26 protein-coding genes and 4 pseudogenes are annotated in these 25088 nt (G+C 68.1%); 16 read left to right on the top strand and 14 right to left on the bottom strand.

What is annotated here, in order from left to right; genetic code table 11:
• The first annotated feature begins 203 nt into the window (after positions 1–203).
• Together KUM44_RS30220 and KUM44_RS47700 are read left to right on the top strand one after the other, a co-directional pair.
• Positions 204–1411 (top strand): annotated as a pseudogene (locus KUM44_RS30220) (IS110 family transposase).
• A 362-nt stretch (positions 1412–1773) separates the two neighbouring features.
• Entirely contained in the window at positions 1774–2064 is a 291-nt protein-coding gene (locus KUM44_RS47700; RefSeq protein WP_217212939.1) for a peptidoglycan-binding protein, read from the top strand.
• Positions 2065–2510: 446 nt separating this feature from the next.
• On the opposite strand, the pseudogene KUM44_RS30210 reads toward KUM44_RS47700, so the two are convergent.
• Positions 2511–2958, bottom strand: a pseudogene (locus tag KUM44_RS30210) (transposase family protein); the annotation flags it as partial.
• Positions 2959–3538: 580 nt separating this feature from the next.
• On the opposite strand from KUM44_RS30210, the gene KUM44_RS30205 reads away from it, so the two are divergent.
• The 3 genes from KUM44_RS30205 to KUM44_RS30195 all read left to right on the top strand — a co-directional run bounded on the left by KUM44_RS30205 (position 3539) and on the right by KUM44_RS30195 (position 7038).
• Positions 3539–3781, top strand: a complete 243-nt coding sequence (locus KUM44_RS30205) for a hypothetical protein (protein WP_217212938.1) — start codon at positions 3539–3541, stop codon at positions 3779–3781.
• A 168-nt stretch (positions 3782–3949) separates the two neighbouring features.
• Positions 3950–5917, top strand: coding sequence for a LodA/GoxA family CTQ-dependent oxidase (locus KUM44_RS30200; protein ID WP_308402767.1), 1968 nt, complete (start codon positions 3950–3952; stop codon positions 5915–5917).
• Positions 5914–7038, top strand: coding sequence for an NAD(P)/FAD-dependent oxidoreductase (locus tag KUM44_RS30195; RefSeq protein WP_217212936.1), 1125 nt, complete (start codon positions 5914–5916; stop codon positions 7036–7038). Before KUM44_RS30200 ends, KUM44_RS30195 begins: the two co-directional genes overlap by 4 nt.
• A gap of 165 nt (positions 7039–7203) precedes the next feature.
• Here the strand turns inward: KUM44_RS30195 and KUM44_RS30190 are convergent.
• Together KUM44_RS30190 and KUM44_RS30185 are read right to left on the bottom strand one after the other, a co-directional pair.
• A pseudogene (locus tag KUM44_RS30190) lies at positions 7204–7463 on the bottom strand (transposase); the annotation flags it as partial.
• Positions 7464–7732: 269 nt separating this feature from the next.
• A complete protein-coding gene (locus KUM44_RS30185) occupies positions 7733–9127 on the bottom strand; it encodes an IS701 family transposase (protein ID WP_254390313.1) in 1395 nt (464 codons plus the stop codon).
• 192 nt (positions 9128–9319) lie between these two features.
• Between KUM44_RS30185 and KUM44_RS30180 the strand changes: the two genes are divergently transcribed.
• Positions 9320–9718, top strand: a complete 399-nt coding sequence (locus KUM44_RS30180; protein ID WP_062701857.1) for a nuclear transport factor 2 family protein — start codon at positions 9320–9322, stop codon at positions 9716–9718.
• A 32-nt stretch (positions 9719–9750) separates the two neighbouring features.
• On the opposite strand, the gene KUM44_RS30175 is transcribed toward KUM44_RS30180, so the two are convergent.
• A complete protein-coding gene (locus KUM44_RS30175) occupies positions 9751–10341 on the bottom strand; it encodes an IS5 family transposase (RefSeq protein WP_217212935.1) in 591 nt (196 codons plus the stop codon).
• Positions 10342–10546: 205 nt separating this feature from the next.
• Here KUM44_RS30175 and KUM44_RS30170 point away from each other — a divergent pair, with 205 nt between their 5' ends.
• Complete coding sequence (locus KUM44_RS30170; protein ID WP_254390312.1) at positions 10547–12307, top strand: site-specific integrase; 1761 nt, start codon at positions 10547–10549, stop codon at positions 12305–12307.
• On the opposite strand, the gene KUM44_RS30165 is transcribed toward KUM44_RS30170, so the two are convergent.
• Positions 12288–12959 (bottom strand): hypothetical protein, encoded by a 672-nt coding sequence (locus KUM44_RS30165; protein ID WP_217212934.1) that lies wholly within the window; start codon positions 12957–12959, stop codon positions 12288–12290. The two genes, KUM44_RS30170 and KUM44_RS30165, sit on opposite strands and share 20 nt — an antisense overlap.
• A 646-nt stretch (positions 12960–13605) precedes the next feature.
• Between KUM44_RS30165 and KUM44_RS30160 the strand changes: the two genes are divergently transcribed.
• The 3 genes from KUM44_RS30160 to KUM44_RS30150 all read left to right on the top strand — a co-directional run bounded on the left by KUM44_RS30160 (position 13606) and on the right by KUM44_RS30150 (position 15980).
• Positions 13606–14256 (top strand): hypothetical protein, encoded by a 651-nt coding sequence (locus KUM44_RS30160; protein WP_308402766.1) that lies wholly within the window; start codon positions 13606–13608, stop codon positions 14254–14256.
• On the top strand, positions 14253–15050 hold the full coding sequence (gene istB, locus KUM44_RS30155; protein WP_217212933.1) for an IS21-like element helper ATPase IstB: 798 nt from the start codon (positions 14253–14255) through the stop codon (positions 15048–15050). The genes KUM44_RS30160 and istB overlap by 4 nt, the downstream gene beginning before the upstream one ends.
• Before the next feature lie 171 nt (positions 15051–15221).
• Positions 15222–15980, top strand: a complete 759-nt coding sequence (locus KUM44_RS30150) for a class I SAM-dependent methyltransferase (RefSeq protein ID WP_217212932.1) — start codon at positions 15222–15224, stop codon at positions 15978–15980.
• 182 nt (positions 15981–16162) lie between these two features.
• On the opposite strand, the pseudogene KUM44_RS30145 reads toward KUM44_RS30150, so the two are convergent.
• Together KUM44_RS30145 and KUM44_RS30140 are read right to left on the bottom strand one after the other, a co-directional pair.
• A pseudogene (locus tag KUM44_RS30145) lies at positions 16163–16663 on the bottom strand (NAD(P)/FAD-dependent oxidoreductase); the annotation flags it as partial.
• On the bottom strand, positions 16660–17073 hold the full coding sequence (locus KUM44_RS30140) for an arsenate reductase ArsC (RefSeq protein WP_060905627.1): 414 nt from the start codon (positions 17071–17073) through the stop codon (positions 16660–16662). The gene KUM44_RS30140 and the pseudogene KUM44_RS30145, both read right to left, overlap by 4 nt.
• A 92-nt stretch (positions 17074–17165) precedes the next feature.
• On the opposite strand from KUM44_RS30140, the gene KUM44_RS30135 reads away from it, so the two are divergent.
• From KUM44_RS30135 to KUM44_RS30125, 3 genes are read left to right on the top strand one after another with little or no spacing between them, the layout of a single operon-like run.
• Positions 17166–17474, top strand: a complete 309-nt coding sequence (locus KUM44_RS30135) for a helix-turn-helix transcriptional regulator (protein ID WP_217212931.1) — start codon at positions 17166–17168, stop codon at positions 17472–17474.
• Between the two features lie 37 nt (positions 17475–17511).
• Complete coding sequence (locus KUM44_RS30130; protein ID WP_217212930.1) at positions 17512–18282, top strand: MIP/aquaporin family protein; 771 nt, start codon at positions 17512–17514, stop codon at positions 18280–18282.
• Complete coding sequence (locus KUM44_RS30125) at positions 18279–19334, top strand: ArsO family NAD(P)H-dependent flavin-containing monooxygenase (protein ID WP_217212929.1); 1056 nt, start codon at positions 18279–18281, stop codon at positions 19332–19334. Before KUM44_RS30130 ends, KUM44_RS30125 begins: the two co-directional genes overlap by 4 nt.
• A 106-nt stretch (positions 19335–19440) precedes the next feature.
• Here the strand turns inward: KUM44_RS30125 and KUM44_RS30120 are convergent, their stop codons facing one another.
• From KUM44_RS30120 to KUM44_RS30105, 4 genes are read right to left on the bottom strand one after another with little or no spacing between them, the layout of a single operon-like run.
• Complete coding sequence (locus KUM44_RS30120) at positions 19441–19776, bottom strand: YnfA family protein (protein WP_217212928.1); 336 nt, start codon at positions 19774–19776, stop codon at positions 19441–19443.
• 10 nt (positions 19777–19786) lie between these two features.
• A complete protein-coding gene (locus tag KUM44_RS30115; RefSeq protein ID WP_217212927.1) occupies positions 19787–20026 on the bottom strand; it encodes a hypothetical protein in 240 nt (79 codons plus the stop codon).
• A gap of 56 nt (positions 20027–20082) precedes the next feature.
• On the bottom strand, positions 20083–20529 hold the full coding sequence (locus KUM44_RS30110; RefSeq protein ID WP_217212926.1) for a MerR family transcriptional regulator: 447 nt from the start codon (positions 20527–20529) through the stop codon (positions 20083–20085).
• Positions 20526–20870 carry a hypothetical protein gene (locus KUM44_RS30105; RefSeq protein ID WP_217212925.1) on the bottom strand — a complete coding sequence of 115 codons (345 nt, stop codon included), beginning with the start codon at positions 20868–20870 and terminating at the stop codon, positions 20526–20528. The genes KUM44_RS30110 and KUM44_RS30105 overlap by 4 nt, the downstream gene beginning before the upstream one ends.
• Positions 20871–21045: 175 nt before the next feature.
• On the opposite strand from KUM44_RS30105, the gene KUM44_RS30100 reads away from it, so the two are divergent.
• Positions 21046–21585, top strand: a complete 540-nt coding sequence (locus KUM44_RS30100) for a DinB family protein (protein WP_217212924.1) — start codon at positions 21046–21048, stop codon at positions 21583–21585.
• A gap of 44 nt (positions 21586–21629) precedes the next feature.
• Here the strand turns inward: KUM44_RS30100 and KUM44_RS30095 are convergent, their stop codons facing one another.
• Genes KUM44_RS30095 through KUM44_RS30090 form a run of 3 tightly spaced genes read right to left on the bottom strand, consistent with a single transcriptional unit; the run spans position 21630 to position 23119 of the window.
• Positions 21630–22010, bottom strand: coding sequence for a helix-turn-helix transcriptional regulator (locus KUM44_RS30095; protein WP_217212923.1), 381 nt, complete (start codon positions 22008–22010; stop codon positions 21630–21632).
• Positions 22011–22058: 48 nt separating this feature from the next.
• A complete protein-coding gene (locus KUM44_RS47315) occupies positions 22059–22331 on the bottom strand; it encodes a hypothetical protein (protein ID WP_308402765.1) in 273 nt (90 codons plus the stop codon).
• Positions 22328–23119: an NAD(P)/FAD-dependent oxidoreductase gene (locus KUM44_RS30090; protein ID WP_308402764.1), complete on the bottom strand. Its 792-nt coding sequence runs from the start codon at positions 23117–23119 to the stop codon at positions 22328–22330. Before KUM44_RS30090 ends, KUM44_RS47315 begins: the two co-directional genes overlap by 4 nt.
• Positions 23120–23220: 101 nt before the next feature.
• On the opposite strand from KUM44_RS30090, the gene KUM44_RS30085 reads away from it, so the two are divergent.
• Together KUM44_RS30085 and KUM44_RS30080 are read left to right on the top strand one after the other, a co-directional pair.
• On the top strand, positions 23221–24585 hold the full coding sequence (locus tag KUM44_RS30085) for an FAD-dependent oxidoreductase (RefSeq protein WP_217212922.1): 1365 nt from the start codon (positions 23221–23223) through the stop codon (positions 24583–24585).
• A 28-nt stretch (positions 24586–24613) separates the two neighbouring features.
• Positions 24614–25081 (top strand): ArsI/CadI family heavy metal resistance metalloenzyme, encoded by a 468-nt coding sequence (locus KUM44_RS30080; protein ID WP_217212921.1) that lies wholly within the window; start codon positions 24614–24616, stop codon positions 25079–25081.
• The last annotated feature ends 7 nt before the right edge of the window (positions 25082–25088 follow it).

The following is a 25088-nucleotide window of genomic DNA, read 5'->3' as shown; positions in this document are numbered from 1 at the left end:
GGTGACCCCTTAAGAATGGTGGTGGTCCGGGAGGACTGGGTGTAGCTGATGGTGACCTGCCGTTGATGGCTCCGAGTGAGTGGCTGCCCGGTCCTCCGGGATGCTCCGGCCGCTGATTGAGAACTGCGGTCATCGCTGGTTAAGGGCTCGGCGGCGGAGCGTTCCCGGACTCTGAGGGTGCTGCTTCCTGGGGGAAAGGAGCGATGACGGTGACGGAGCGTCATGAGCAGATCTGGGTCGGCATCGACGCTGGCAAGGCCCATCACTGGGCTGTCGGGGTCAACGCCACCGGAGAGAAGGTGCTTTCGAGGAAGGTCGTCAACGGTGAAGACGAGATCCTGGAACTGATCGTCGCAGCGTGCGAGATGGCCAACGAGGTGCGATGGGCGGTCGATATCTCCGGCCGGGCCTCAACGTTGCTGCTTGCACTGTTAATCGCCAACGGTCAGAGCGTGGTGTACGTGCCTGGACGAACGGTCAACCGAATGTCCGGCGCCTACCGCGGCGAAGGGAAGACCGACGCCAAGGACGCCCTGGTCATCGCCGACACCGCGCGTATGCGCCGGGACTTCACGCCGCTGAACTTGCCGAACGAGACCGTGGCTGGTCTCCAGTTGCTCACCACGCATCGAGCCGATTTGATCGCCGACCAGGTGCGGCTGATCAACCGCCTGCGCGATGCCCTGGTAGGCATCTGCCCCGCTCTGGAGCGGGCCTTCGACTACTCAGCTGCCAAGGGACCGGTCGTTATGCTGACCGAATACCAGACCCCGGCCGCCGTGCAGCGAGTCGGCGTCAAGCAGCTCGCGGACTGGCTGGCAGGACGTGCGGTCCGCAGTGCAGATGAGGTCGCCGCCCGCGCGCTCGAAGCAGCCCGATCCCAGGTGACAGCTCTATCGGGCGAAAGCGAGCCGCCAAACTCGTGTGCGACCTCGCCCACCAGCTCCTCATGCTCGACGAATGGATCAAAGACACCGACCGGGAGATCCGCGAAGCATTCCGCCTTGACGAGCGCGCCGAAGTCATCGAATCTCTGCCTGGCATGGGACCCATCCTCGGGGCCGAGCTCCTCGCCATCGTCGGAGACCTGTCCAGCTACGCAGACGCCGGCCGCCTGGCCGCCCACGCGGGACTAGCACCGGTGTCACGCGACTCCGGCCGCCGAACCGGCAACCACCACCGCCCCAAGCGCTACCACCGCCGCCTGCGACACGTCTTCTACATGGCCGCCCAAACCGCCATGATGCGCCCGGGCCCCTCCCGGGACTACTACCTCAAGAAACGCGCCGAAGGACTGATCCACACCCAGGCCCTGCTCGCCCTCGCACGCCGTCGAGTGGACGTCCTTTGGGCCATGCTCCGCGACAAGAGGCACTTCACGCCCACCCCGTCAGCCACCCAGTCGGCTTGACACCATCATTGAGACTCCCTCGACCAGGGCGTGAGGCAGGTCAAGTGCGGCACGAGGAGCCGGCAGACCGAGAGCTGCCTTGCGCAATGATCCTGAGCGTCGTTGAGCGCGTAGCGCTGCGTTCTGACGCCCAGAGCCTGGGTGGTGGCGTGCCTGCGTCGAGCATGGATGGCAATCGATGCCGCGCTCTGAACGGCTTTAACGTCCCGGGTCCTCGCCCCCTCTGCCGTACGAGTAGCGCAGCTTGTCGGCCGAGCCGGATGCCGCGATAGCGATCCTCAGACATCCGCTAATCGCATGAACTTACCGAGTCGCAAAGCCGTGAGCATGTAGGCAATGGTGGACACGCCTACTGTGCAAGCATGAGTGCAGAAGACGGCTACGTTCCCTTCCCAGGTTCCGAGTGGTTCAAAAATGAGCCGAGCAGCCCGATCATCAGCATGATGGCAATGCGCCTGGTCGAAGAGGGATGCTCCGAATTTGGTCCGGCCGGTCCACCCTCGGCCCACCCTCTCAGCGGACGTCAGTGGACGACACACCACCGCGACTGCTACGCCAGGTGGCAGCGGAAGCTCGGGTACCAGGGTGCGGACGCGGACGGCTGGCCGGGAGCAAAGTCCTGGGCCAAGCTCCGGGTGCCCTATTCGGAGTGACGGTAACTCGACGTTCTGAGCTCTCGGAATGACTTCAAAACACGACGGCGTGCTCCGACTCGTTCCGACCAGCACAGGCGGACGATAGCCCGCCGAGATCCGCTTTATAAGTTCGATCGGGAGATCGGTCCGCATTCATGGACCGCCGCACCTACGTTGCCACCCCCACCATCGCCGCCCAGCCACGGGTGTGGAGCTCCGCCGGCTTGCCCTCGTGCCGGTGGCGATCGACGCGAAGGATCGCCGGTTTGTTAACCGGCGACCTCACGCTATGTTGCTTCGCCGTCGTGGCCTCAAAGCAGTAAGGACCTCGCGTCGTCGGTGCGCATACACCTTGCTGAATAAACTGTGCTTCGGGGCAAGTCGATCCCGGCAGCTGACCGCACTCGTGCGGGGAAGCCGGACCGACGTCAAGGGCGCCGGAGCACCTGTCAGGCCATGCGCCTCAGGTCGTGCGCCCGGCCGGGCAGAAGGGTGAGATCCACAGCAGCCTGCCGGCAGGGTCGGTCACCACCTGCACGTTCACTCCGCGCCGGCGGTGCTTGTGGGAGAAGTCGCGCGGCTGTCGCCGACCCGGTCGCACTCGGCAAGGGTGCCGTCGATCAGGACGTAGTCCGGATCGGTCTCGCGCAGGGCACGCAGCAGGCCGGGCGCGCGGGCGGCGAGCAGGCCGATTACTGCGGTCGTGTAGGCGTGGGCGGTGCCGGTCGAGATACCGAAGCCGGCCGCAAGCTGCGCGAGAGTGACGTTCTGATGCAGGTACACCAGAGCGACCAGAGCACGCTGGTGCGGCGGGAGCTTGCAGCGGTGGTCACCCTCGCGGGTGACGATGAGCAGGGTGACCCACTCGACCAGGGCATGAGGCAGGTCCAGTGGGTCAGGACAGAGAACCAACAAGGCTCTTGCGGTCGCGAGTTGAGACGTCGAACACCTCCTCCAACGGCACGGGAGCCTTGTCCGTTGGGGACGCCTACGCCGTCCCCCGATCAGTGGCCGCGCTGAAAGACCTCACTGATTCGCACCTGGACTGACACCTGGACTGACTACCCGTCAGGTCCTCCTGGCGCGCTTCTACGGTCTTCGTATGAGCGACCCGAGCCCGGCTGGTGAACAATTGTAGACTGCTCGACTGTCATCGCCGCGTCCGACCGACGCCGACATCGCCACGATCTTTGCGATCCGCCGTGACCGCGAAACCTGCCTGCACAACCTTTCCGACACACTCACCCGGCTGGACGAGATGGGAACTGTATCGCCGCTGGGACGATCAGTGGCAGCGGTGCGGGTACGGATACTGGGTCGTCCGAGGCCACGACTCCGCCCGGCAACTGGGCTTTTGCGCGATCAAGTGATCGCTCCATAACACGACTGCGCCTCCCGGGAACCGGAGTACGGCAGTGTTAATTTGCCCAGAACATACAATTCGTCCCCTATGTGACGAACCGGGCATCGAGAATGAAGTGAGGTATCGGCGATGCTGGCCCGTGGATATGTTCTGTTCGAGGTGGAGCCGGCTAGTGATGACGTCGCGCTCGAGCGCCTGACACATCACAGTCTTGGTGGCTGCAAGGTGTTGGCGAGTGGGATCTTCCCGGGGGAGATCGTCGCCCACTTGGAGGCTGACGGGCTGGAGAATTTCAACGCGGCGTTGGTTGAGCTGCTGGGTGAAACCGGTGTGCGGCGAGCGACGACTCTCAGGATTACCACGACCCCATGACCGGGGGCGGCGATCCGTCACCGACTTGGCGAGAACCACCTCGAGCGCAGGCCACGCGAATTCCACCATCCGCTCGGCTCACCGCCGCCGTATGCCTGGCTTCGTCAGTAGGTTCACTGCACCCCTTACGTTCTGCCCCGGTAACGCACGATGTCTACGGAGGTGGTTGTGGCTGGGAATGAGGCGACGTTCAAGGTTCATCCTGCGATCGGGATCGCGCGGGTTGGCAACAGCTCGGAGTACTTCATAGGCCCAGAGGTGCCGGACCAGCCGGCCAGCCCCGAGGGCGGCTTCCGAGATGCCGAGGGCAGGCTCAAACGGCAGGCGGCGCACTTCCGCATCTACCAGTACGACAGCGGCGGCCAGGCGGTACGCGAAGTCGTTCCGGGCCGCGACGGCGTTAAGGACATCGTGTGGACGGTCCAGGTAGCCAACAAGAAGGCGGCCTGGTACCAGTTTCACCTGCCGCTGGACGTACCGGACGGCAGACGGCTCAAGCGCCGGCAGTACGGTCGCCGCAACGCCGATGTTCAGGACCGTAGCAAGCTGGTGAACATGCCCGCGCCACAAAGCGTGTCAGTGGCGCAGCAGCAGACCGCGCAGGTCCTGGGACAGATCATGGGGGATAAGACGCACCTGGGGGACCTGCGCGGTGTAAAGGGCGGATCACTGCTGTTCCTCGGCGGGATGGGGGAGTGCGGCTCATGGGCGGGCAAGCCCATTACCGGATTCGCCAACAACGACACCTGGTATGACGACATCTCCGACGGGCCGGTTACCGCGGAAGTCATCCTGGACAATGGCCAGGCGATCGAAGCGGCGGGAGCTTGGGTGGTCGTCGGGCCTCCGCACTACGCACCTGCGGTGAAGACCGTGCGCACCTTGTATGACCTGCTCCACGACGTCTTCGTCAACAACGGCACGCTTCCCTTCCCTGCCGACATCACCTACGGGGACCACATCGAGCCGATCCTGGCCCGCTTCTGCAATCTGCAGTGGGTCAATCGAGGTTTCGCTGCCCAGTTCGGATGGGGCGGGCCGCACTATTTCCTGGACGAGAAGATGCGCGCCCGTCTGTCCGATCCATCCGAGCGCAATGAGGAACTCCGCACGCAGGTCTACAACACGATGCGCGACTACGAGCGTGACGAGCGATCCCCTACGCCCTGGCCGTGGATCTACGGTGACGGCATGGCCGTACCGCCACGATCGGACCTCCAGCACCTGGCGCTCTCCGAGACCCAGAACCGGATGATGCGACAGTGGGCTCTGGGCGACTTCACGGCTGGCACCAAGAAGACCATCACCAAGCTCGAGGATGCGCCTGTCGCCTCGCAGCCGGGCCTGCTGGACCGCGCCGCGCTGGAAAACTGTGCTGCCGATGCCTTCCACCCTGGCTGCGAAGTCACCTGGCCGATTCGGCACGACACCATGTACAGCGAACCGTTCCGCATCCGCCACCGTACAGCGCAGGATCCGCCGGAACCGGACTACGGGGACCACCTCACCCCCGATATCGCGCTGTCCGCGCGCGGTCCGCTTTACGCGCAGGGACCCGGGGACCTGACGCGGTGGATGGCGGCCCCTTGGCAGACTGACACCGCAAGCTGTCGCTCCGGCTACGAGCTCCAGAACAACATCGACGCCCGCTACAGCCCCTACCTGCCGACCTTCTGGCCGGCCCACGTTCCCAACCACGTACTGAAGGCAGCCGACTTTGAGAAGGTCAACGCGGCTGGCAGCGACGAGGAGCGGGCGGACGCCTTCGAGCGCCGTGCGGTGTGGTTGCGCGGGCTGACCGCCACGGACAAAACGCAACAGCTGCAGCAGATGACGAAGCTGTGGTGGAAATTCGGGATCATCGAGGAACGCGAATACACCGTCGGCGACGGCAAGTTCCCCAACCTCATTCTGGTCGAGTCCCCTCCGCAGCCGCCGCTGCAGGAGGCTCATGACGACAACAACCTGGTGAACGTACACGTGCCGCAGCTGGGAGCGCCAGAGATCTCCGACGCCGCGGCGGAGGCGGCGATGGGTCGGGCCGTCACGACAGCAATCGAGGGCACCAGCTACACGCCGGAGCAGGTCTCGGTGGGCTATCTGGAGAAGCTCGATCCCTTCCACGAGTGGCAATGAGCGGCGACCGCTACGACGTCGTCGTCGCCGGAGGCGGGCCGGCCGGGTCCATTGCGGCCTTCGCACTGGTCCGCAGCGGGCACCGCGTCCTGCTCGCTGACGCGGGAACCGGCCTGGCCAAGGTCGGCGAATGCCTGGTCTCCGTGGCCGCGCTGCTGCTCGAGGACCTCGGCATCCATGACCAGATCCTTGGTAGCGGCCATCTGCCCAGCTACGGCACCCTCTCCTCCTGGGGCGGGCCCGACCTCCGCACGGTCGATTCCTTGCGTGACCCCTACGGGCATGGCTGGCACCTGGACCGGGCACTGTTCGATCATCGGCTGCGCGCCGCAGCCCAGGCGGTGGGAGCTGAGCTCGCCGAGCACACTGCGGTGCGTGCCCCGCTGCGCGCCCCCGAGGGGTGGCACATTCAGCTTTGGGGACCCACCAGTGTCCGCGCTGTGCGGACGACGTGGCTGGTTGACGCCACAGGCCGCACTGCGGCACTGGCGATCCGCCTGGGCGCTCGCCGCCTCACCAATGACCGGCTCTTGGCCACGCACCTCACCCTGGGCCCCGCATCCGGTGTGCCTGACACGCGTTCCCTCGTGGAAGCCGACCGGGACGGCTGGTGGTATTCGACTCTGGTGCCCTCACGCCATCGCATGGTCGTCTTCTTCACCGACGCCGACCTGCCCGGCGCACAGCCGGGCACCGCGGAGACGTTCCACCGACGAGCACTGCGCACTGTCCATGTGAGTGCCCGTGCACACGGGCACGAGCTGCTTGCTGACAGCGCGCCGCAGCGGGCGCCCGCGTACGGTGCCCGCCTGGACCGGCTGTACGGCGAGGGCTGGATCGCCGTGGGCGACGCAGCCGCCGCCTTCGATCCGCTGTCCTCGCAGGGCATCCTGACCGCACTGGTGACGGGGCTGAACGGCGCACGCGCGCTGATCGCGCGCATGCGCGGTGACATGACGGCGTTGGACAGCTACGAGCATCGTGTGCACGCCGCTTACGCGGAATACCGCCGAAACCATCAATTCATCCACCGGCAGGAGACCCGTTGGAACAACCACCCGTTCTGGTCTCGCCGCTTCACCGACCCAACGCCCCATCATGCGTGGTCCCGGTCGGGCTAACCTTGATCTTGCATGAGGGCTCGTCGGCTTGCTGACCACGAGCCCCTCAAGGGGTTGGCCGGTGGCCGACGAGAACGATCACCTGCTGCCGCTGCCCGCAGCGCACGTCGCTGCAGGCGCGACCGTGGTCGTCCGGGGCGGAAACGGCTTCGCACTGGGCAGCCGAACGGGCTGGCCGTGGGTGCCGAGGAGGCCGATCAGCAGGACGGCGCCGCCATGATTGAGGTCGACGGCCCACAGCACGTCGTCGGATAGCGCCAGCACATCGGCGATCAGCGCCGGCAACTCGGTCTCACCGTTGAGGATTCGGCGGGACAGCAGTCTCTCGCCTCGTGCGTTGATCACCATGAGTGGTGGTGCGTCTTGCCGATGCCCACCCCGGCCCAGATCTCGGGTCCAGCCACCTCCGCCAGCTCGTCGTGCATCGATCCCGCAGAGGACCTCACCGGCGTAGTCCTACAGCAGCGATCGAGTCGCGTCTGCCAGTTGGCGGTCGAGTCGTCGCGGAGCCCAGGGCAGCCAAGTCCCCTTAGTACTCCAGTTGCACTTAGCTATTGCCGCTGGTCAGGGGCTGGTTTCTGAGCATACTCAGCTGACGTGTCGTCATGTGGCGGGAGTTCGTGACCTCGAGTGCGGCCTTTGTAGTGGCAGCGCATGGCGGTGGTCTGGTGTCTGCGTCGGAAGCAGGACCACCTCAGGGCATGACGGGTGTGCTGGCGGTGGTGGCCTGGCCTGGGGCGGCAAGTCGCCAGGAGCCTGCGGATTTCTGCCAGGCTGAGCGGCACGAGGAAAGATCCGTTTCTGCGGCCCCCTTTGCGTCTTCGGCCTGGGCTGCCATGGCGGCGAGGAAGGCGTGGGCGAGCATCGCGAGAGTGATGTGCCGGTACCAGCCCGGGTAGCGGCGCACTTCGTACTGGTCCAGGCCGCACTCGTTCTTCGCGCTCTGGAAGCATGACTCGATCGCCCAGCGGGAGCCGGCGATCCGCACCAGCTCCGCGACACTGGTGCCATCGGGGGCATAGGCCAGGTAGTAGGCGATCTCGTCCGGGTGGGCAATGCTGCGGCGGGCCAGTACCCACCGGTGGTGGGAAGGCTCGTCACCACCGAAGAACGAAACGGCCGGGAGCTGGGCGGCTGCCCAGTCGTAGACCCGCGGGCCCTTGGCACCGTCGCCGCAGGAGAGCCGCTCCCAGGCGTCGTCGGGGGCATCCCCCATGAGCTGGTCGATACGCCAGCATCCCGCGAGGGACTTGACCTGCTGCGACTTCGGGACCGCGACGACGTAGCCCAGACCGGTCTCCTCGAGCATGCGGCGGAAGTGCCAGTCCTGCCCGTAGAGAGCGTCTGCCGTCACCCACGCGACGGGCAGTGGTGAGGCAAGCGCCCGGGCGACAAGGTTCCGGGCCGGCTCGGTCTTGGTGGCAAAGGCCCGGGCGTCGGGCACGCCTGCCGCGCGGCACTGGTCCCGGTCGGACGTCCAGGACTTCGGCAGGCACAGCTCCCGGTCCACCAAGGTCCGTCCCCGCGACGAGGCATAGGCGGCGAACACGGCGACCTGGCAGTTCTCCGTGCGTCCTGCCGTGCCGGAGTACTGCCGCTGCACGCCAGCCGAAGCAGTGCCCTTCTTGAGGAAGCCGGTCTCGTCGATGATCAGGACACCGTCGGGCTCACCGAGCCGTTCGGCCACGTATTCCTGCAGGTCGTCGAGGGCCTCATCCGGATCCCATCGGGCCCGGTTCAGCAGATGCTGCAAGCCGGCCGGAACGTCGTGGCCGACGTACTCCGCGAGTTGCCAGCCGTTCTTCCGGCCGACAGGGCCGAGCAGCCCGCGCACGTAGTCTCGCATCCGCCGCCGCAGATCGACCCGGCCGAACCGGTGTCCCACCCGCAGCAGCACCTCTTCCAGCTCAGGAGCCCAGCCATCAGGCCGCACATCAGCTTGCACGATCAGCACAACAGCGATCACAAGCCGCCGGTCACGAACTCCCGCCACATGACGACACGTCAGTTGAGTAAGCTCAGAAACCAGCTCCTGACCAGCGGCAATAGCGAAGTGCAACTGGAGTATTAGAGCTCGTAACACGATCATGGTGAAGGGCTGTTGAGTCGTCTCCAGCAGATCAGTCCGCAGGCCAGGGAGACTATGGCGTTGTGTAGGTCGAGCCGTCTGCCAGCGGACTGCGAGGCGCTTGAACTGGCGCGTGACGGTCTGCCTCGACGACCTTCCGCAGCCTGTCGAGACCGACGATGTCCGGCACCCCTTCGCTGTTACTGTCGCGTCATGTCCAAGATCGAGATAGACGTCGTGACCGCCGAGTTCTTCGATGCCTTTGACAACCGGGGCGGCAAGGCTGCCGACGTGGCCCGGATCCGCCGGCTGGTTCTTCCGGGTGGCGTGATCGTCAAGACCGGCCCGGAGTTCACGGTCTACACCGTGGACGAGTTCATCGAGCCTCGCCAGCGGCTGCTGACCGACGGTCGGCTGGTCGAGTTCTCCGAGTGGGAGACCTCTGAACGGACAGAGATCGCGGGCGATATCGCGTCGCGGTTCGGCGAGTACCGCAAGTCCGGGATCTTGGATGGTGAGCCGTTCGAGGGAGACGGGACCAAGACCATCCAGTTCGTCCGCACCTCAGAGGGCTGGCGGATCGCAGCGTTTGCCTGGTACGACCAGCCCTGACCGTGGGGCGGTCAGCTTGGGTTGATGTGGGGTCATGAGTTGTGCTTCTTGAGGCGTCTCCAGCAGATGAGGCGGCAGGCGAGGGAGACGAAGGCGTCGTGGAGTTCGGTGCGGCGTTCCCATCGGACGGCGAGTCGTTTGAAGTGGTGGAGCAGGGCGAAGGTCTGCTCGACGACGTAACGGAGCTTGTCCATACCCTGGATGTTCGGGGCGCCCTTGCGGGAGATGACAGGCAGGATCCGCCGCTTGCGCAGTTCGCGGCGGTTGGGGTTGGAGTCGTAGCCCTTGTCTCCGAGCAGGGCCTCTGGACGCCTGCGAGGACGGCCGGAGCGGTCGGCGACGGGTGGGATGCCGTCGACGAGGGCGAGGGTCTGGGTGACGTCGTTGACGTTGGCTGCGGTGGTGATGACCTTGAGCGGAGTTGCGCGTCCGTCGCAGATCAGGTGGTGTTTGCTGCCCGTCTTGCGCCGGCCGACCGGCGACGGACCGGTGTCGGCACCCCCTTTTTCGCACGGCCATGGGAGCCGTCCACGCAGGCCCGTGACCAGTCGAGTTGGCCGGCCGCGTTCAGCTCGGCGAGCAGGATGCGGTGCAGCTGGTCGAAGACTCCTGCCTGCTGCCACCGCTCCAGGCGCCACCAGCAGGTCTGTCCGGAGCCGAACCTCAGCTCCAGCGGCAGGAGTTGCCAGGCTATGTCGTTGTAGCTGCACTAGGTGTGCTGTCTGGGGACGTTGGTGACAGGCCAAGTCCACCCGACACAGCCCGTTCTTCTACCAATTGCTGCACTCCCTCGGCGTCTTCCCCGCCGACGCGCCGTCTTCGGTCCGCATGTTCAGCACACGCTTCCCTGGCCAGCTCGCGGTCGAGCAACTCGTCGACCGCTACGACCTGGCCTGCCGCCCCGTCCGCGACCTGCTGGTCGACTACCTGCGGGAACGTCAGCCGTCCGTCGACTACAACACCCTGACCGGTCTGGCGACCGCGCTGGGGCTGTGGTTCTCGAAGGACCTGGAGAAGCACCACCCTTGCATCGACTCGCTCCGGCTCGCACCGGACGTCGCCGCCGCCTGGAAGCGGCGCCTGCAGACCCGGACCGTCCGGACCTCCGACGAGCACGGCCAGGTCGTGGAGACCACGGTGGAACGGGCCACCGCCTCCGACACCCTGATGACGGTGCGGGCGTTCTACCTGGACCTCGCGCAGTGGGCGCTCGACGAACCCTCCCGCTGGGGCCCATGGGCCGTCCCCTGTCCGGTCCGCGCCGACGACGTCCAGCATCGCAAGATGAAGTCCCGGCAGAAGGCCCGCATGGATCAGCGCACCCGGGAGCGACTTCCCGTCCTGCCGTCCCTATGCGAAGCGGTCGACCGGAACCGCAAGGCTGCCGCCGCCCGCTTGGAGGCCGGCGGACGGGCCCGCCCCGGCGAGTTGTTCACCACCGACGGGCAGACGCTGCGGCGCGCGATCCTCAAGCGGCACTCGCCGCACCTATGGGCCGAAGAACCCGCCACCGGCCAGCGCCGGAACCTGGCGCGGGAGGAGAGCAACGCTTTCTGGGGCTGGGCCGCGATCGAGGTCCTGCGCATGACCGGCATCCGGGTCGAGGAGCTGAGCGAGATCTCGCACCACAGCCTGGTCCAATACCGGCTGCCGAGCACCGGCGAGCTCGTTCCGCTCCTGCAGATCGCCCCGTCCAAGACCGACGAGGAACGGTTGCTGGTCATCTCGCCGGAACTCGCCGATGTCCTCTCCGCGATCATCTGCCGCGTTCGCACCACTGACGGCGGCGTCCCGCTCGTAATCGCCTACGACCACCACGAAAAGGTCTGGAACCCGCCTATGCCGCTGCTGTTCCAGCGCAAGATCGGGCTGGAAGACCGGCCGATCCCCATCGCCGGCATCCATGACCTCCTCCAGGACGCTCTCGCGGCCACCAGATTCACCGACGCGACCGGCAACCCGCTGCACTTCGCCCCGCACGACTTCCGAAGGATCTTCACCACCGACGCCGTCATGAACGGCATGCCGCCCCACATCGCCCAGCTGATCCTCGGACATCGCGACATCAACACGACCATGGGTTACAAGGCCGTTTATCCAGAGGAGGCCATCAACGGGCACCGCGCGTTCATCGCTCGTCGCCGGGACCTGCGGCCCAGTGAAGAATACCGCAGCCCCACCGAGCAGGAGTGGGAGGAGTTCCTCGGCCACTTCGAACGACGCAAGGTTGCCCTCGGAGACTGCGGCCGGGCCTACGGCACCAGTTGCGTCCACGAGCACAGCTGCATCCGATGCCCGCTCCTGCGGGCCGACCCGGCCCAACGGCCGCGACTGGTGGACATCCGCGACAACCTCATCGACCGGATCGCCGAGCCGAACGTGAGGGCTGGGCCGGCGAGGCCGAAGGGCTCAAGGTCGGCCTCGCGGCGGCCAACGCCAAGCTCGCCCAGCTCGACAACCTCATCACCCACCGCGCCGTTGCCATCCACCTCGGCATGCCGACCTTCCCTGACGTCGCGGGGCGTCATGTCACCACCGAAGTCAGAGGGTTGTCGGGCTCCTAGCGTTCTCAGCTGCCACCGTCCTTGACGCCTCCTCGCAGGCCCCACTCATCCAGGCCGGAGTAGATCAACGCAGTGCGACCCCGCGGGAACGACAGGGCCTCGGCCTCCCCTGAGTAGATCGCCACCAGTGAGTCGGCCCCTCGCCACCAGGTGTCGGCCACGCCCAGCACTTGATGCACCGCCTCGTACTCATCTAGCACGATGCCGTCGACCTCGTCGCCAGTGATCTTGACGATCTTCTTTGCCCACATGGACGCGTGGTGGGTCAGTGCGAGCGACTCCACCCAACCCTCTACAGTGGCATGGAGGGGCGACCACTGACCTGCGTGAATGCCAAATTCACCAGACGGCCCGATCATGAACGAGTAGGGAACCGCTGTCCGCTGCATACCCGCTTCGAACCACCATCCTTCGGACGCGGAGCCTTCGGGAGAGTCCGCTGCGAAGTACCTCGGGCCGCCGTCGTACTTGGATGCGGGTGGCAGGACCAGGCCACCCCATCGCTCTTGATATGCCGCCATCCGGTCGATGACCGTCGCGGGGATGTCTCGCTCAAGCCACCACTGTCTGTGTTCCTCGACCGGTCGGACGTCGACCTTGACGCCGTGCGCGCGGACGAACGATCGGGCTCGTTGAGTCAGGCCATCAGGCACATCGTTGAAGAGGTTGAGATTCACCAGCGTGACGCTACTGCCAAGTCTCAACCTCGACAGTTCAGAGAAGCCGGGTCCAACAGTCCACAAGAACGGCCGAAACGACGAAGACGGCATCGTGGTTGAAGCCAAACGGCGGTCGAAGATCAAAACGGAACCGACAGACCAGCGTCGCGCAGACGATCCAGAGCGACGGACATGCACTGCTGGACAGTCCTTCCGTCAGCTCGCATCCCATGCGCCAACGGGCCACCGCTGGCGGCGAACGTCCACGCCGGCGCGTTGTCAGCCAGCCTCTCGGCGTCCATTCTGATCATGGCGTTCACACCCTGCTCGCCCAGCCACTCCAGGATCAGGAGCGTCGCGTCCTCGACTCCGCGTTCCTCATCGATCTTCGGCCAACGGCCTCGGCTCCCAGTCATCACGCCGACTCTATCGAGGACTTGAAGGCGGCCGAGGGGCCCCAACCGGCAAGTTCAGAGAACGTCCCAGAGGTCGCCTCGCTTGCCGAGTTGAACGCGAGAATCGAGCAGTGGGATGAGGAGGATGAACGGCGCCGGATCGGCTCCCGGCCGCGGCCGGTGAGCGAGTACTTCGCCGTCGAACGACCGCTGCTGCGCAGCCATTGCCGGACGAACCATTCGAGACAGGACGCCTGTTCAGCCTGCGGGTGGATCGCTTCAGCCAGATCAGCGTCCGCACCAACCGCTACTCGGTGCCGGTGCGGCTGATCGGCCGGACGGTCCGGGCGATGCTGCACGCCTCGGAGCTGGTGGTCTACGACGGCCAGCAGGAAATCGCCCGCCATGAACGGCTGATCGCCAAGGGGAAGACCCGGCTGGATCTGGAACACTACCTGGAAGCCCTGGTCCGCAAGCCCGGCGCGTTCCCCGGTGCCGCCGCGCTCGAACAGGCTCGTTCTGCGGGGAAGTTCACACCGGTTCACGACGCCTGGTGGGAGGCGGCGAAGGCTGCCCACGGCGAGCGCGACGGCACCCGCGCTCTGATCGAGGTCCTGCTGATGGGCCGGCACGTCCCCCACGAGCACCTGGTCGCCGGGCTTGCGTCCGCGGTCAGGGCTGGCGCTCTGACCGCGGACGCGGTTGCCCTGGAGGCCCGGAAGGCGGCTGAAGCCGACGAGGTCGCGGCTCCGGTTGTTCCTGCGGAGCCGGACCGGACGAACGTGACCTCGCTGACCGAACGGGGGCTTGCCCAGCTGCCGCCCGACACCCGGCCGCTGCCCTCGGTCGCGGCCTACGACCAGTTGCTGCGAGCCCGGCAGCGGGCCGACCGCCCCGCCATCCAGGGAGAGATGCCGTGACACTCAAACGCCATCGCGGACTGACCGAACAGGCCGCCACTGCCGCCGTTGACCAGGCATGCCGCATGCTTCGGCTGCCCACCATCCGGGCCCAGTTCCCCGAACTGGCCGAAGCCGCCGCCCGCGACCAGATGTCGTATCGCGGGTTCCTCGCCGAGCTGCTGATGGCCGAGTGCGACGACCGGGCCTGCCGCCGCTCCGAACGGCGGATCAAGGCGGCGCAGTTCCCGCGGGAGAAGTCGCTGCGGGCCTTCGACTTCGAGGCCAACGGGAACGTCGACGCGGCGGTCATCCACACCCTGGCGACCTGCGAATGGGTCAAGAAGGGTCTGCCGCTCTGCCTGATCGGCGACTCGGGCACCGGCAAGTCTCACCTGCTGATCGCGCTCGGGACCGAGGCCGCCATGGCCGGCTTCCGGGTCCGCTACACACTCGCCACCAAACTGGTCAACGAGCTGGTCGAGGCCGCGGACGAGAAGATCCTGCCCAAGACCATCGCCCGCTGCGGACGGGTAGATCTCCTCTGTATCGATGAACTCGGCTACATGGAGCTGGACCGCAGGGGCGCTGAGCTGCTGTTCCAGGTGCTGACCGAACGCGAGGAGAAGAACAGCGTCGCCATCGCCTCCAACGAGTCGTTCGGCGGGTGGACCAGGACGTTCACCGATCCGCGGCTCTGCGCGGCCATCGTCGACCGCCTCACCTTCGGCGGGAACATCATTGAGACCGGTACAGAATCCTACCGACTCGCCAGCACCAGGGCAGTCCGAGCACAGGACACCGCGACGGGCTGACCTTTATCGGGAGCATGCTCATCGTCGTCATGACGATTGGAGCATCCACTGATCCAGGGTCCGGCTGGATGCGATGGCCTCTCATCAGAGCCCGGTCAATCGCTTGCGCTGGACGCGGATCTCTCCGTGCACTACTGACAACTTCTCCCTGCACCCGGAAAGATCGCGGGCATGGCATCTCACGCGAAGCAAGCCCGCGCCCTGTCCTTCGACACCGTTGCCACTCAATATGCCGCCGCTCGGCCGGACTACCCGCCGGCCCTCTTCGACGCCGTTGAGGAACTCGCCGGCCGACCGCTGGTCGGCGCCGACGTGCTGGACTGCGGGGCCGGCACTGGTATCGCCACCCGGCTGATGCGCGAACGCGGCGCCCACGTCGTCGCCCTGGAGCCGGGCGCCGGTATGGCCGCCAAGCTGCGCGCGGCCGAGCCAGAAATCCCGCTGGTGAGGGGCGAGGGGGATCGACTGCCCTTCACCGCTGGCAGCTTCGACGTGATCACCTACGCCCAAGCCTGGCACTGGACCGACCCGGCCCGTTCCGTCCCCGAAGCGCTGCGCGTGTTACGCCCGCACGGCGTGCTGGCCCTGTGGTGGAACCAGGCCGACGTCCGCGTCCCGTGGGTCGCGGCGGAGGATGCCCGACTCGCGCCCTTCACCCGCAGCTACCCGGCAACCGTGGCCGAGCTGTTCGCCCCGTTTCCGGTGCACGTGTCTACCCGCGAGATACCGTGGTCGCGCCGGATTACCGTCGAAGATCACATCAGCAACATCGGCACCCACTCGCACTTCGCGGTCATGGACCCTATCGAGCGGGCCGAACTCCTCGACACCAACCGCACCGCGCTGGCGCGGCATTTCCCCGACGGCGAGCTCGACGAGCCATACCGGTGCGGCCTGACCATCGTGCGATCAGCCACCACTCAAGCCTGAATAGAGCCGGATGCCCACAGGCACCTCACCGCCACCAAGGTCACGTCAGAACGACCTCGCCCACGGCGTTGCGGACGGTCGGACCCTCAGCGTTGTCAGTTCTCAGGCTCTGGCTCTCGTTGTGTGGAGCGTGACGCTGCGTATTCGCTCCCCTTATGGCGAAGCCGAGGGCAGTCAGCGTAGAAGGTGGCTTCCTCCATCGCCGTGTCGCCGCCGCCGACGACCACGATGTCGTGTTCGCGGAAGAAGAAACCGTCGCAGGTCGCGCACTACGAAACCCCTCGGCCGGAGAGCGCGTCCTCGCCCGGGAGATTGAGTTTGCGGTGCTGCGAGCCGGTCGCCACGATGACGGCCTTGGCGCGGTGGACCGTACCCGAGCTGTCGGTGACGGTCTTGATGGTGCCGGTGAGGTCGACTGCGGCGATGTCGTCGGGAACGAGCTCGGCGCCGAAGCGCTCGGCCTGGGCGCGCATGTTGTCCATGAGCTCGGGGCCCATGATGCCGTCGCGGAAGCCGGGGAAGTTCTCCACCTCGGTCGTCTGCACCAGCGCGCCGCCGGCCGTGACCGCGCCCTCGAAGACCAGCGGCTTCAGCGAGGCGCGGGCGGTGTAGAGGGCGGCAGTGTATCCGGCGGGGCCGGAGCCGATGACGATGACGTTGCGTATGCCCGTGCCCGTGCTCATGCCTGGGGCTCCGGCGCGATCTCCTTGATCAGGCCCTCGACCAGCACCTTGATCTCGTCCCGGATCGGACGCACGGCCTCGACGCCCTGGCCCGCCGGGTCTTCCAGCTGCCAGTCCAGGTACCGCTTGCCGGGGAAGACCGGGCAGGTGTCGCCGCAGCCCATGGTGATGCAGACGTCCGACTCCTTCACGGCGTCCACGGTGAGCATCTTCGGCACCTCGGCGGAGATGTCGATGCCGACCTCGGCCATGGCCTCGACGGCGGCCGGGTTGACGCCCGCGCCCGGGTTGGAGCCGGCGGAGCGGACCTCGACGCGGTCCCCGGCCAGGTGGGTCAGCCACGCGGCGGCCATCTGGGAACGGCCGGCGTTGTGGACGCAGACGAACAGCACGGAGGGCTTGTCGGACATCGGAGGCTCTCTCTTGTCTCACGACGGCATCAGGTGCAAATGATGTCAGCACCCGGTGGTGTCAGCCACCACTGATGTGACAGTATCAGCACATGATGACGTCAGTCGACACTGACCTGATCCGGGTGCTGGCCGACCCGCTCAGGCTCCAGATCGTGACCCTGCTCGCCAAAGAGATGCTGTGCACCACCCACCTCGTGGAGGAGACCGGTGCCCGGCAGACCAACCTCTCCAACCATCTGAGAGTGCTGCGCGAGGCCGGGGTCGTGGAGACGGAGCCGTGCGGCCGGTTCACCTACTACCGGCTCAAGCCCGACGTTATCGCCTTGCTCGCGGGCCAGTTCGCCGACCTGGCCGAGTCCGCCCGCTCGGCCGCCGACAACAAGCGGTCCTGCCCCTGAACCTCGCCGCCCCCGGCGACTGCACCAAGGAGTCTTGTTGACCGCCACGCACGAACCCGCCGCGGAGTCGGCCATACCGTCCGCCGAGCCGCAGCCCGCTCCAGGCGCCACCCCGCCGCGCAGGCCGCTGACGGCCCGCGCCGCCGCCGAACTGGTCGGCACCGCGGCCCTGGTGGCGGTCGTGATCGGCTCCGGTATCCAGGCCACCGAGCTGACCCGGGACGTCGGGGTGCAGCTGCTGGCCAACTCCCTGGCCACCGTCTTCGGCCTCGGCGTCCTGATCCTCCTGCTGGGCCCGGTCTCCGGCGCCCACTTCAACCCCGTGGTCACGCTGGCCGAATGGTGGACCGGCAGGCGCGGCGGAGCCGGGGTGACGCTCCGCGAGGTCGCCGTTTACGTTCCGGCACAGATCGTCGGGGCCATCGCGGGCGCGGTCCTGGCGGACGCGATGTTCGGCAAGGCGCTGGTGGAGTGGTCCACGCACGACCGGTCGGCGGGACATCTTCTGCTGGGTGAGGTGGTCGCGACGGCGGGTCTGATCCTGCTGATCTTCGGCCTGGCACGCACCGACCAGTTGCGGTTCGCCCCGGCGGCGGTCGCCTCCTATATCGGCGCCGCGTACTGGTTCACCTCCTCGACGTCGTTCGCGAACCCGGCGGTGACCATCGGCCGTACCTTCAGCGACACGTTCGCGGGCATCGCGCCCGGCTCTCTCGTGGGCTTCATCGGCATGCAGCTGATCGGAGCCGTGGTCGGACTGGCGCTAGTCGCCCTCATCTTCACGCCCGGGCGGGACACCGCCGAGTGACGCGCACGTCCCAGGTGGTGGTGATCGGCGGCGGCCAGTCCGGGCTCGCCGCCGGATACCACCTGCGCCGCCTGGGCCTCGACTTCGTCATCCTCGACGCCCAGACCACAGCGGGCGGGGCCTGGCAGCACACCTGGGACTCCCTGCACCTTTTCTCCCCGGCCGCCTACTCCTCACTGCCCGGCCGCCTCATGCCACCACAGCCCGGACAGGAGTACCCCGACGCACAGCATGTCGTGGAGTACCTCGCCGACTACGAGAAGCGATACGAACTTCCCGTCGAGCGGCCGGTACACGTTTTCGGTGTCCACCGCGACGACGGGCTCCTGCACGTGGAAACCGACTCGGGACCCTGGCGCGCACGCGCCGTGATCAGCGCGACCGGCTCTTGGTGGCGCCCCTTCCTCCCTGCCGTCCCCGGCCGCGGGGAATTCGGTGGCCGTCAGCTGCACACCGTCGAATACCGCAGCCCGCAGGACTTCGTGGGCCGCCGGGTGATCGTGGTCGGCGGCGGAAACTCCGGCGCCCAGATCGCCGCCGACCTCGCCCACGACACCCGGCTGACCTGGGTCACCCAGCGCCCGCCCCGCTACCTGGCCGACGACATCGACGGCCGCGCCCTCTTCGACGCGGCCACCGCCCGCCGCCGCGCCCTCGACGAACGACGCACCGACACAGGCGGAGTCGCCTCACTCGGCGACATCGTCGCCGTTCCACCAGTCCGCGAGGCACGCGACCGCGGCCTGCTCAAAGCGAGCCCGATGTTCACCCGCCTCATCCCCGGCGGCGTCGAATGGGCTGACGGCACCCGCGCCGAGGCCGACGCGGTCATCTGGTGCACCGGCTTCCGGGCCGCCCTTTCCCATCTCGCCCCGCTCCAGCTCCGCGGTCGACGCGGCCACATCGCCACCGCCGGCACACGGGCCGTGGACGAGCCGCGCCTGCACCTTCTCGGCTACGGCGACTGGACCGGCCCCGCCTCCGCCACCCTCATCGGCGTCGGCCGCCCCGCCCGCGAGGCAGCACGCGAGGTTGCCGCCCTGCTCGCGTAGGGGCCGAGGCCGTGAGAGCGTTCAGCTTGGTCGTGCGGCATGCGGGCCTCGCCGGACGAGCAGCGCAGGGGACGAACGGCCGCGCGAAGCCGACGCGCCGACTGCGTCAGCTGCTGCGGGGGGCGTACATGATGACGGCCATGCCGGCGAGGCAGACCGCCGCGCCGATGACGTCGTAGCGGTCGGGTCGGTAGCCGTCGGCGATCATGCCCCAGGCGATGGAGCCGGCGACGAAGATGCCGCCGTAGGCGGCGAGGATGCGGCCGAAGTTGTCGTCGTTCTGCCAGGTCGCCACCACGCCGTAGAGGCCGAGGGCGATCACGCCGGCGCCGATCCAGACCCAGCCCTTGTGCTCGCGGATGCCCTGCCAGACCAGCCAGGCCCCACCGATTTCGAACAGGGCGGCGACGACGAACAGGGCAACGGATCGAGCAACAATCATGGCCAGGACCCTACCGACGGGCCGGGGCGTCGATCTGCTGGGGCCCGCAGCCGCATCCCTCACCGGACGTGGCCTTCGGCGCACAGGAGCAGCCAGAGGAGGTGCGGCGCTTTGAGTACCACCAGGCCGCTGCGGCGAGTACGGCCAGGGCCAAGGCGATGCCCGGCAGCCGGTCCACCACGGCCGAGGCGCCGGCGCCGACCACACCTGCCGTGATCAGGGCGGGCAGCAGGCAGCAGGCAGCACGCAAGGCAGGCCAGTCCGGCCAGGCCCGCGAGCGCCTTCGGGGCGCGCTTGGTGCGCGGGTCAGCAGCAGGTGCCGGCATGGCGGTTCTCCTCGGCGAGGCCGGTGAAGGGAATCGGGCAGCAGGGGCTTGCGGAGCAGGCGGTCAGGTCGGCGCATCCCGCGTCGAGAGCCGCCGCGAGGGTGGCGCGGATGGTGGTGAGGTCCGCGATCTTCGCGTCGACCTCCGCGAGCTTCGCGCGCGCCCGCTGCTGAAGGCCCGGGACCGGTCTGCCGTGCCGGTGGCCTCCGGCCTCCAGCAGCTCGGCCACCTCCTCCAACGTGAAGCCGAGACGCTGGGCAGCCTTGATCACCCGCAGCACGGTCACCGCCTCCTCCCCGTACAGGCGGTGTCCGCCGCTGCTGCGCTCGGGCTCGGCGAGCAGGCCACGCCGCTCGTAGTAACGCAGGGTCTGGAGGTTCACCCCGGCCGCCTCAGCCACCTGACCGCTGCGCAGGCCCGTGCTCACTGCTGCTCCCCGTGCCCGGTCAGACGGGTGGCCCGCTCAGCCAGTGCCTCAAGGACCGCCTCATGCACCGCATCCACCCCGATGTCCAGACGGACGGCGCCGGCGACGACGGTCACCTCGAAGGTGAAGAACGAACAGCAGCCGCTCTCCCGCTCGGCCAGGTCACGGACCCGGTCCTCTGCCGCCGCGGCGTCGGAGAGTTCCAGCCGGAGACGCTGTGGGCCGGGGCGCGACAGCGCCGTCAGGCGCTCGGTGAGCAGTTCGTCCCACTCGGCGATCCGTAGTGGCTGCTCCTCGGTGGGCAGAGTGCATGACTGGGGCACCCAGTCCAGGTCGGTCATCGCGCTCACTCCCGTCGTCACACCCCACCGACGGTAAACCTGTACCTGGGTACCGGATGCAAGCCCGGCCGGCCGCCGAGCTGGTCATGTGACGGCTGGGTTGCGACGCTCAACCAGCACGACGGCAGGCCGTTGCGACGGTGTGCCCAGGGCAGCCGGAGGGCAGGTGGTTGTCGTGGAGGAGGCAGCGCGGGTGGATCGTCAGGCGATTCACCAGGAGTTGGAGCGGGCCCGTACGACGTTCCATCGGCTCCTCGACGGCGCCGCCGACGCCGACCTGCGACGGGGCACGCAGGGCACGCGGTGGACCAACGGGCAACTGTTGTTCCACATGCTCTTCGGCTACATCCTGATCCGGCCGCTGCTGGCGCTGCTGCGGGTGTTCGGACGGCTGCCGCGCGGTGCCAGCCGCGCTTTCGCCCGGGTCCTGAACACGGCGACCAGGCCATTCGACGTCGTCAACTACCTGGGGCCAGTCGGTGGTGCCCGGGTTCTGGGCCGTCGCCGGATGGGCACGGCCTTCGACCGCGTCATCGACTGGCTGCACCGCCGTCTCGATACCTCGCGGGAGGCCGACCTCGCGCTCGCCATGCACTACCCGACCCGCTGGGATCCGTTCTTCAAGGACGTCATGACCATCGCGGACCTCTACCAGTACCCGACCCAGCACTTCGACTTCCACCACCGGCAGCTCACACTGACCGAGGGCGGATGAGCTCGACCGACGGCACTCCCGGCGGCCAACGGCGGGTGCTCCGGTCACCGTCGGGCCGCGCCCGGGGACATGGTCAGCAGCTTGCCCATCGCGGCCAGCACCGACGGCTCGACCCGGTAGTACACCCAGGTGCCGCGCCGCTCGGAGGTCAGCAGTCCGGCTTCCTTGAGCTTCTTCAGGTGGTGGGAGACGGTCGGCTGGGAGACGCCGACGTCGGAGATGTCGCACACGCACGCCTCGCCGCCCTCGTGCGAGGCGACCGCCGAGAACAGCCGCAGCCGCACCGGATCGCCCAGCGCCTTGAACATCCGCGCGGCCGTCTCGGCCTCCTCCGCAGTGAACGGGCGCTCCGTGAGCGGCGGACAGCACGGCGCCACAGCATCCGACTCCGGCTCAAGCAGTGGCAGCACCTCAGTGTTCGACATACGTCTATGTTGACATACGTCGAACCAAGCGGACCAGGGCGGACCGAGTCAGCCGCGAGCGAGGTGAGCCGCCAGGTGCCGCGCCACGCGAGCGGCGTCCCGGCCGACCCCGCGCAGGGAGTTGGACGACAGGCTGCGCTGCCACTCCAGCCCGACGAACGCCACGCCGCGGTGCATCAGGGAGATGTCGCCTCGCTGCCGGGGACGGCCAGCGCCATCGAGCGCACCGTCCAGGCCGGCGAGGTAGGGCAGGTCCGGCCGGTAGCCGGTGGCGAGAAGGATGGTGTCGACCTCCTCGCGCGTCCCGTCGGGCCAGCTCACCTTGGCGCCGTCGATCCCGGTGAACAGCGCCCGCCACTCCGGCGCACGCTGGGCGAGCGCGGCACGGTAGCGGCGGTCATCGATGACCAGCTGCGTCGGTGGAGTGCGAAGGAGGCGGCCCAGCGGGGCCGCGTCAGGCCGCCGCGGGCGAGCCAGAAGTGCAGGTCCCGGCCGAGAATGCGCTGCCTCATGAACCTCACCGGCCCCCGGCTGGCCAGCGTCGTCCGGGCCACGTGGGCGAGTTCGGCAGCGATCTGCACCGCGGAGTTCCACGCCCCCACCACGATGATCCGGCGTCCGGTGAACGGGTGCGGGCTGCGGTAGTCGGCGGCATGCAGCGCCGAACCAGTGAAGCCTTCCAGGCCCGGCAACGCAGGCCGGTGGGGGCGGCCGAACGTGCCGGAGGCGGCGACCACGGCGCGTGCCATCAGCCGGCCGCCGCCCGCCAGCTCCACCTCGAACCCCCCGTCGGCCCGCCGGACCCTGGTGGCGCGACAGCCGGTGCGGATATCGGCGTCCAGGCGCGCGGCGTACGCGGCCAGATAGGCGACCACCTCGTCCCGGCGCGGGTAGCGGTCCGGATCCTCGCCGGGAAAGGGCATCCCTGGCAGTGAGCTGTACCGGGCGGGCGAGAAGAGGGTGAGGCTGTCGTAGTAGCGCGGCCACGAGCCGACTGCCCGTTCGGACGCCTCCAGTACCACCGACGGCAGCCCCTGCCCGCGCAGCGCGTACGCCGCCGCCAGGCCCGACTGCCCGCCACCGATCACTGCTACGTCGATCTGCTCCATACCACCCCCTGATTCGGCGAGTGTCTATGTTGACGCTCATCAATACAGGTGCCATCCTGGGTCACGCAACATCGACAGACGTCGAAGCAAAGGGGAATCTTGTGAACGCGCCCACCAACGGCCAGCTGCCCGTCGTGGTCATTGGAGCTGGCCCCGTCGGCCTCGCTGCCGCCGCCCACCTTCTCGAGCGCGGCCTGGAACCGCTGGTCCTGGAGGCCGGCCCGGCCGCCGGCACTGCCGTACGGGCCTGGGCGCACGTGCGGCTGTTCTCACCCTGGGCCGAGGTCACTGACCCCGCCGCCGAGAAGCTCCTTGCCCCCACCGGCTGGGTCCGCCCTGACGGCGCCAGCTACCCGACCGGTGGCGACTGGGCGGAGCGCTACTTGCAGCCGCTCGCCGACGTCCTCGGCGAGACGGTCCGCTACGGCGTCGCCGTAACCGGTGTGGCCCGCGCGGGACGGGACCGCATCGTCGACGCCGACCGCGACGCACAGCCCTTCACCGTGCACGTCCAGCTGGCCGACGGCCGCGAGGAGCGCCTGACCGCCCGCGCCGTCATCGACGCCTCCGGCACCTGGACGATCCCCAGCCCGATGGGCGCCAACGGACTGCCCGCCCTCGGCGAGAAGACCGCAGCCGCCCGCATCTCCTACCGCGTCCCCGATCTGACGGACCCTGCCGTCCGGGCCCGGTACGCGGGCAAGCGCACCGCCGTCATCGGCTCCGGCGCCTCCGCCTTCACCGCCCTGGCCTACCTCGCCGATCTGGCGAAGGAGGAAGACGGCACGCACGCGGTGTGGATCCTGCGCCGGGGCATCGGCGACAACACCTTCGGCGGCGGCGAGGCCGACCAACTCCCCGCCCGCGGCGCCCTCGGCCTGCGCGCCAAGGCCGCCGTCGAGGCCGGCCAGGCCAGCGCCGTCACCGGCTTCCGCACCCAGGCCGTGGAACGCGATGGCGCCCAGCTCGTTCTCGTCGCCGAGGACGGCCGCCGACTCGACCCGCTCGACGAGGTGATCGTGCTGACCGGTTTGCGCCCCGACCTGTCCTTCCTCTCCGAGGTCCGCCTTGGCCTCGACGAGCGCCTCCAGGCCCCGACCGCGCTCGCCCCGCTCATCGACCCCAACGTCCACTCCTGCGGCACCGTCTACCCACACGGCGTGAACGAGCTCGCCCACCCCGAGCAGGGCTTCTACCTGGTCGGCATGAAGTCCTACGGCCGCGCTCCCACGTTCCTCGCGATGACCGGCTACGAGCAGGTCCGCTCCATCACCGCCGCACTCGCAGGCGACCGCGAGGCCGCCGAACGCGTCGAACTGACCCTGCCCGAGACCGGCGTGTGCGGCGGCGCCGGCCTGTACGACGACCCCGACGCCGCTCAGAGCAGCGAGGGCGGCGGCTGCTGCGCCGCACCGGCCACTCTCCAGATCGGCATCGGCGCCCCTGCCGCCTCCGGCGGCTGCTGAACTCCCCATCCACCCGAGGAGGTCCGTCATGTCCCGCATACAGCTCGCCCTGCGCGTCCCCGATCTCGGCGCGTCCGTCGCCTTCTACACGAAGCTGTTCGGTACCGTGCCCGCCAAACTCCGCGACGGCTACGCCAACTTCGCCATCGCTGAGCCCCCGCTCAAGCTCGTCCTGATCGAAGGCGCCGCGGGCGAGGCGACCCGCATGGACCACCTCGGCGTCGAGGTCGAGACCACCGAAGCCGTCCACTCCGCCACCGCCCGCCTGAGCGAGGCCGGCCTGGCCACCGACGTGGAGAGCGACACCACCTGTTGCTACGCCCTCCAGGACAAGGTCTGGGTGCACGGCCCCGGCCAGGAGCCCTGGGAGGTGTACGTCGTGAAGGCTGACGCCGACTCCTTGGCCAAGCAGCAGGGCAGCACCTGCTGCGCCGCCGGCCCGGCCGAGGCCGACACCGGACAGAAGGCACCGGCCGTCGCGGGCGGCTGCTGCTGATCCGCCA

This window comes from Streptomyces sp. AC550_RSS872, from assembly GCF_019049285.1.
In the GTDB taxonomy this organism is placed as follows: Bacteria; Actinomycetota; Actinomycetes; order Streptomycetales; family Streptomycetaceae; genus Streptomyces.
The sequence above is the reverse complement of the archived record's forward strand: the minus strand, read 5'-3'. Positions and strand labels throughout refer to the sequence as shown.